The sequence below is a fragment of the Methanospirillum hungatei genome (genome assembly GCF_020216685.1).
GTDB classification, from domain to species: domain Archaea; phylum Halobacteriota; class Methanomicrobia; order Methanomicrobiales; family Methanospirillaceae; genus Methanospirillum; species Methanospirillum hungatei_B.
Window position 1 is genome coordinate 1 of record NZ_JAIWNS010000221.1, and the last position, 7577, is coordinate 7577.

Here is a 7577-nt window from a genome sequence, read left to right on the forward strand (position 1 = left end):
ATAATCTGTCACATCATCAGCGCAAGTCTCATTGGTGCCTTTATTATTGTCTTATATGGGCTTGGGTCGTTTGAAGGTGGAATTGATCCATTTGTTCATACCATGTATGCAACGTTTGGTATCCTTTTTTATCTTGCTCTCTCATCGGTAATTCAGGCAGTATCGCTGTTTAGAGACCGGCCACTCGTTCCCCTGCACCAGGCACACATCCTCTTCTCCGTTATTGCAATCATTCTCCTTCTCTCTGTCCGTATCCCCGTGAACTTTGCACTTCAGGTAAATATTGTAACCGCTCTGACGATTATTACTCCTGGTGCTGCCTTCTCGCTTATTACCACTCATTTCATTTATAAAAAGGAAGGAACCGGTCATGGAACCGGTCATGATCAGACCATCACCCGTTCTCTTCCCCTGATATCTGAAGAGCTCCCCCCTTCGTTTCCTGAAAGATTAACCTCTAAATATCATGACATTTCTGTTATTGGAAGCGGGGGAATGGCGATTGTGTATCGTGCGATAAGAAATGCTGACGGGAAGGTTGTTGCGCTAAAAATACCATTCTCTGCTGATGAAACAAGTGGGAAGACCTTTTTGAATGAGATGTCAGTCTGGCGGGATCTTACGCATCCTCACATTGTTCAGATTACTGATCAGAACATATTCCCGGTTCCCTATGTTGAGATGGAATACATCCCAAGATCCCTCAAAGACATTACGCTCCCCGTCTCTCCTGGCAGGGCTTTTTCTATCATCCGACAGATAGCCTCTGCTCTTGCATATGCTCATGAGAATGGGGTCATTCACCGTGATATTAAACCGGGAAATGTACTTATCGCGGATGACGGAACAGTAAAACTTACCGACTGGGGTCTCTCCCGGCTGATTGAACGGGTTGATGATACGAGAAATACCAGTTTCTCATTGTATTATGCAAGTCCTGAACAGTTATCCCCGGAAAAATACGGGAATGGGGATCAAAGAACGGATATCTACCAGCTGGGGATACTTTTGTATGAATTGATCTGTGGGACTCCCCCGTATGGGACTTCGAATATTGGAGAATTATTCACCAGAATTCAGAAGAATGAATATATCCTCCCTTCAGAGGTGAATCCTGCATTAAAAACCTGCGATGAAATTGTTTCCCGGTCATTACAGGCTGATCCTAATCTGCGATATCAGAATGTAAAAGAGTTTTTAGCCATATTGACACTTATATTAGACATGCTTTCCGATTAATTAATGGATTGCGGTTAGAATGTCGAAGATACAACTATTTGGTATGATATTGGATTCTATGGTTCTGATTAAGTTATAAAAGAACATTTTCATTATTATTCGTAAGGGATGATTTACCCATTCATATCTTTTTTTGGTATGGTGAGAATAAATGGAGGAAATAAAAGTCAACAATGAGAGGTTTTTTTCGGAACAATACCAATGTCCGGAGATAGAAAAAAAGAAAACAAATAGCGCAATACAAATAATTTGGGTTGATGATGATGCAACCTTTCTTGAAATGGGAAAGATGTTACTAGAAAAGTCAGGAATCATCTCTGTTACAACAACAACACGCGTGAATGATGTCCTTGTTCTTCTTTCATTAGGGTCGTATCATGCACTGATTACGGATCTTGATATGCCTGGGTACCATGGAAGAGATCTCATTATTCATATTCGGGACAATGGGAGCAACATTCCGATCTTTGTTGTAAGTGGTTCTGAAGACATTAAAGAAATTGAATTTCTCACTCAACATTATCAAGTTCAATCGTATAAAAAAGATAGTAATATTATCCAGATCTTACAAGAGATCTCTCGCACTCTTATTTGGGATTTATCTGAAATAGCAATTAATCCTGACTTTCATGGAATGATACCTCAAAAATCTGCTTTATTTGAAATGCAAAAAAAAGATAATCTGCTACAATCTGTCCTATTTCATGATTTAATGAATCTTTTGACTATTCATGCGCTTAATCTTGAATCAATGATGGATCACTATAAATATTCTGATGAAGTATTTTTAGAACTATCTGACATGCATGTTCTTCTCGAAAAGATAATAAAAACTGTTCAGGAAATCAGAGATATTAATACGAATTCTGTCTGCCCATTTTGGCAGTCCGTGGAAAGTATTATAGATGGTGTTAAATCTAATTTCCTCTTCTCTCCTCTGATTATTCAATCAACTATTAATGGTATTGAAATATTTGCCGATACCCTGATTCAAAGAGTATTTAATAATCTGATTCAAAATTCATTACTCCATGGTAAAGCTACTACCATTCGGATATCAGCATTTCATGACAAGGATAATTTGAAAATCCGATATGAAGATGACGGTGTTGGAATTGATCTGGATGAAAAAGAACGAATATTTTTACCGAAAATTGGGAAAAATTCTGGGATGGGTTTATACTATGTTAGGAGTATTCTAGCCTTGAATAATATGACCATTGAAGAAACTAGGCCGGCTGGATTAACCGGGGCACAGTTTGATATTACTATTCCTTTGAAAAAATATAGAAGTAATCCCTAATAATTTAAACCGTTTTTATTAACGAGTAACACTCTATTTTAATTACTTAAAATATTATTTCTTTTAGTTCCCTGGTTTAATAATCCCAAAATATGGTTCTTATATATTATGCATCTCAAACGCTTCCCCAATCCCTGCTTTCAGGCTGCTTACAGATACTGCATAGGTCTTTCCGGTATAGAGTATCCCGTCCAGCATCCCGCTTTTTGTATAGGTTCCTCCTTTGAGTCGTTCACAGGTGGGATTACCAGAACAGGAAGTTACATCCACCTTTGGATTGCTGAATGTTATTGTAAGGATGAGTTGATCACGTCCGGTTTTTCCCCCGGCGGTTTTTGACGAGAAGACCATGCATGCATTATCATTGCATGGATTCCATCTGATCTCATTCCGATCTCTGATAAATTCAATATTCTGTTCCTGTCTGACCATGCCATCTTTTGAAGACTCTCCTTCTTTCATCAGTGATACGCGGAGTATATCATCGTCTCCCAAATCTGTCAGGTGAAATGTAATGACGGAATTATCTATGTCATGAGTATCTGCCGTTACCGTCCCACAAAGAAAAACGACACAGAGTATGAACAATCCCAGGAGAAGACTCTGATATGCTCTCCGTTTAATTTTGGTAAAAATCATAGATGGTTACCTGTATTTATACTGATTTGGTCATCGATGCTGATAATGAATGATGAACCAGATGGTTGGATATTGTACGTGCTGGTTTCGTGATATTTATCTCTATTCTCACCCGATACGTGGTGACTGAACATCAGATCTTCAGCATTCGATGGTCTGAATCAGGAGATTAAGTATGAGAAAAGCATCGAATATCTTCGTTTATTTGATTATCACACTGATCCTGAGTGTGATGGCCTGCAGTGTTCTTGCAGAGGATACACCTGCAGTACCTCCAAATGGGCCTCCGAATGGACATCCGGATGGTGGCTTTGACAAAATGGTTCAGAACCTGAGTGAACAGGGTTTTGATGTATCAAAGATCCAGGCTGCAATAGACAGTGGTGATAATGATACTGCCAGAAAGCTCCTCGATGAGTTCTATGCTGCACACCCGGAAGCAAAACCCAAGCGCCCTGAGATGAGTGCAGAGCAACTTGGAAAGATCATCCAGGAACTGAAGGAAAAAGGAAAGGATGTTACAGCAATTGAAGCCGCTCTTGCAGGTGGAAATACAACCGCTGCCCAGAGTCTCCTAGACGAGTTCTGGAAGAACAACCCTGGTGAACGCCCGGTCCCTCCAAACCAAGGTGAGAAGCCACCACAGTAGGAATGGCGTTCTCATCCGGACCTTATTCCATTTTTGGAAATAATTATGACAGTATGGTTTGACCCACGCATCGCGTACAAATCAGATACCATTTGAACACCATTTTACAAATATAATTCACATGATTTCGATAACTCCTTTCGTCATGCGAACCAGAAATACTAAGAGAATATATTTTCGGCATCACATTCCCTGAGGGCTTTTATGAATGAGCTACATAGTATACCGGTTGTTCAAAATAAAAAAAGTTATAAAGTGATTTCAAATCTTTCTGTAATCGCGATTCTGCTGATTATGCTCGCCGGTGTCATGACATGTTCTCAGCCGGTGTTTGGAGCTGCGACCAATGAGACTATTGATGCTGCCGGACGGGTTACCGTAACTGACGTTGTAATAGAACCATCTGTTTTGATGACCGGAGATGTGGGGCTTATTACGTTTACCGTGGAAAATACCGGCACTTCGAATGTTGCAATTACTGATGCCCAGCTGATCTCAAAGGAGATTGTGGTCCTAAATAGCGATGTCTATAAAAGCAGCAGGACAATCGGTGCCGGTACAAAGACAAAATTTACCTTTACCATTCTTGCCAACCAGCCTGAGAATATCTACTATCCGGCATTTTACATCAATTATAAAGATGCAGGAAGCCTTCGATATAATGTTCCCATCCGGGTAGAAGAGCCCCAACTTGCGGTATCAGTATCAGGTATCCCCCAGGTGTTTACAAGTGGCGTAACTACACGACTTACGCTCCTGCTTGGGAATGCGAAAAGTGTAAACATGACCGGGATTACCATTGTCCCATCCGGAGACGGTATAAAGTCCAACCGGAGTTCAGCATTCATCGGAGATCTGCCCCCTCATTCTGAAAAAGCAATCCCCTTTGAGATAACTCCCTCAAAAGAGACAGACCTTACCTTTAACATCAGCTATACCTGCGGGATGAATGCCCATGAAACATCGTATACCATTGCAATTCCTCTTGGCACCGATAAACTTGCAGCTGATCCCCTCATCAATAATATTGAGGTGACATCAGGGTCTGGCGGGAATACGATCACCGGAGATGTATCAAATGCCGGTCTTTCGGATGCATATGGTGTTATTGTTGCGTTAGAGAGTGCTGCCGATGAATCCGGAAACCCGAATCAGAAGTATGTTATCGGGACCATCACATCCGGGGACTTTGCAAGTTTTGAGATCACCGTTCCACAAAACCTGAAGTCAGTTCCTCTTGTCATTTTATACAAGGATTCATCAGGAAACCAGTTCTCGAAGAACATCTCGATTGATACAAACCAGGTCAATGGCGGATTTGGTTCTGTAATGAATGGGGCTTCTGGTGGGTTTCCCGGAGGTGGCAGTCCACCATCAGGATCTTCATCCGGGCAGGCAGGAGGGTCTCTTCCGTCTGGCAGATCAAACCCTATGAATCCACTGTCCGGCATGGGATCAGGGCTGAATAGTTTACCGGTCATGGAGATTTTATACGGAATTGGCATTCTGCTGGTTATTGTCATCATCTGGAAGATATGGAAACGATTGACCAATGGACGGAAGATTAAGATCAGTTTTAAGTGACCGGTGACGGCATGGCAGATGAAGTAGTTCGTCTTGAGCATATCACCAAGATATATCCCCTTCTTTCAGGAGATGTCGTGGCTCTTGATGACCTTTCCCTCTCTATTGAAAAAGGCGAGTTTGTTGCTATCATCGGCCCGTCAGGTTCAGGTAAATCCACACTCCTCAATCAGCTTGGATGCCTGGATGTTCCAACCTCCGGAGATCTGAAGATTGGGGGGAAGAGTATCACCCAGATGAATGATTATGAGCTTACCCGTCTCCGTCTCATGACAATAGGATTTATCTTTCAAAAATTTAATCTGCTCCCTCTCCTCTCTGCATATGAGAATGTGGAATACCCCTACACACTGAAATACCGGAAAAAGGACACCACCGGACGGGTTTCAAAGCTCCTCTCCATGGTCGGGATCAATGAGGAGTTAGCCAAACATAAACCCAGTGAATTATCCGGCGGACAACAGCAGCGGGTAGCAATAGCCCGTGCCCTTGTAAATAATCCGAAAATTCTCCTGTGTGATGAACCAACCGGAAACCTGGACTCAAAAACCGGAGTTCTCGTTATGAAGATCCTGAAAAAGCTGAATGAAAAGGGGAAAACCCTCATTATTGTCACCCACGATCCAACTATTGCAGAACAGGCTGACAGGATAATTACAATACGGGATGGAAAAATCGTCCGGGATGGTCCGTGATGAAGGATATCATCTTTGCTATGGCGGTCCGGAATGTCAGAATTAATCTCCTCCGGTCAATCCTTGCTGCAATCGGGATTACCATCGGTATCATCTCTATCGCCTGTATGGGCATGCTTGGGTCAAATATGACCGCTTCTGTAACCGAGTCTCTCTCCGCTATGGCAGATAAACTGATTGTAAGTCCGTATTCAGGAAAGGGAGGTGGGGGCGGCCCTCCGGGTATGTCTTCCGGAAGTGACAACCTGACAAAAAGCCAGTATAAAAATATCTACAAGATTGCGAGCAAATACGGGTATGTGTATGGGGTTCATTCCATCCGTGCGAAGGTGAAAAAAGGGAAAGATGAATGGAACACACAGGTCTATGGCCTTGAAGTCAGTGACATGAAGACCATCCTTAATAATCTTACATCCGGAGGCTATCCGAGCAGTGATAATTCTGTTCTTATCGGGTCAGGCTTTGCTGAAGATAATGATTTCAAAGTGGGAAGCAGGTTCTCTGTCGGAGGCGCTGGAGTGAAGGTCTCAGGCATCATCGAATCACGAGGCATGTCCATGGATCTGAGCACTGATAATGCAGTCATTATGACAAAGAATATGTATGAATCAACATTTGGTGCAAAGGATGAGTTCAACCAGGTCAATATCGTGTTACATGATATAAATGATGCCGATGCCGTATCCAGTGATATTGACTCACAGATGAACCGGAGAGAAGAGACGGTGCGGGTTCAGGACAGCAGTCGGATGGTCTCCATGATCTCCTCCTCTGTCTCCACGATTACCAGTTTTGCTACGCTTATCGCCAGTATCTCCCTGCTTGTGGCCGCAGTCTCCATATTTAACATCATGATGATGTCTGTTACCGAACGAATACGGGAGATTGGTGTTCTCCGAAGTATCGGAACACAAAAGAAAGAGATTCTTAGGATGTTTGTCTATGAGGCAACATTAATTGGGATTCTTGGTGCAACACTCGGGATGATTCTCAGTCTCATCATGGGGTATTTTTTTATCCACATCATGATAGGGAATACGAAATATTTCTTCACCTATGAGAGTCTGATCCATCTTCCCTATGCCATGGCTGTCGGTCTTATCATCTGTATCCTGTCCGGTTTATACCCTGCCTGGCGGGGAGCCCAGATGGACCCGATAGAAGCTCTCCGGGCAGAATAACAAGAACTCATAACCATCTGGTTGGATCTTCCAACCAGTTATATCCTCTATTTTTACATAATAATCCAATGACTTGTCATGTGTACCTGGTTTAAGGTACAGAAAGTAAATCCGGTATTATCCAATGGATTATTTCTCCGGTGAGATGTCTGAATCGCTATGATCTGTCTGACTATATACCCTGCCACCAGGAATCATCCGATCACAAATGAGAAGAACATATACCCCCAGTATCACATCGGCTCTACCGTTTATCAGACAATTGTCATACGAATGATTTTGTATTT

The 7577-nt window shown here is 42.4% G+C and carries 7 protein-coding genes; 6 read left to right on the plus strand and 1 reads right to left on the minus strand.

The genetic code is table 11. The features are described from left to right. Both LDL35_RS13265 and LDL35_RS13270 read left to right on the plus strand, forming a co-directional pair. A partial coding sequence (locus tag LDL35_RS13265) for a serine/threonine-protein kinase (protein ID WP_304023259.1) occupies positions 1-1239 on the plus strand: 1239 nt, incomplete at its 5' end. A gap of 151 nt (positions 1240-1390) precedes the next feature. Then, on the plus strand, positions 1391-2542 hold the full coding sequence (locus LDL35_RS13270) for an ATP-binding protein (protein ID WP_304023261.1): 1152 nt from the start codon (positions 1391-1393) through the stop codon (positions 2540-2542). Positions 2543-2641: 99 nt separating this feature from the next. Here the strand turns inward: LDL35_RS13270 and LDL35_RS13275 are convergent, their stop codons facing one another. After that, a complete protein-coding gene (locus LDL35_RS13275; RefSeq protein ID WP_304023263.1) occupies positions 2642-3181 on the minus strand; it encodes a hypothetical protein in 540 nt (179 codons plus the stop codon). A gap of 175 nt (positions 3182-3356) precedes the next feature. On the opposite strand from LDL35_RS13275, the gene LDL35_RS13280 reads away from it, so the two are divergent. The 4 genes from LDL35_RS13280 to LDL35_RS13295 all read left to right on the plus strand — a co-directional run bounded on the left by LDL35_RS13280 (position 3357) and on the right by LDL35_RS13295 (position 7290). Then, the gene (locus tag LDL35_RS13280; protein ID WP_304023265.1) at positions 3357-3830 is read left to right on the plus strand and encodes a hypothetical protein; all 474 of its coding nucleotides are present in this window, start codon (positions 3357-3359) and stop codon (positions 3828-3830) included. 204 nt (positions 3831-4034) lie between these two features. After that, the gene (locus LDL35_RS13285; RefSeq protein WP_304023267.1) at positions 4035-5414 is read left to right on the plus strand and encodes a hypothetical protein; all 1380 of its coding nucleotides are present in this window, start codon (positions 4035-4037) and stop codon (positions 5412-5414) included. Positions 5415-5425: 11 nt separating this feature from the next. Further along, positions 5426-6109 (plus strand): ABC transporter ATP-binding protein, encoded by a 684-nt coding sequence (locus LDL35_RS13290; protein WP_304023269.1) that lies wholly within the window; start codon positions 5426-5428, stop codon positions 6107-6109. Then, positions 6109-7290, plus strand: coding sequence for an ABC transporter permease (locus LDL35_RS13295; protein WP_304023271.1), 1182 nt, complete (start codon positions 6109-6111; stop codon positions 7288-7290). Before LDL35_RS13290 ends, LDL35_RS13295 begins: the two co-directional genes overlap by 1 nt. The last annotated feature ends 287 nt before the right edge of the window (positions 7291-7577 follow it).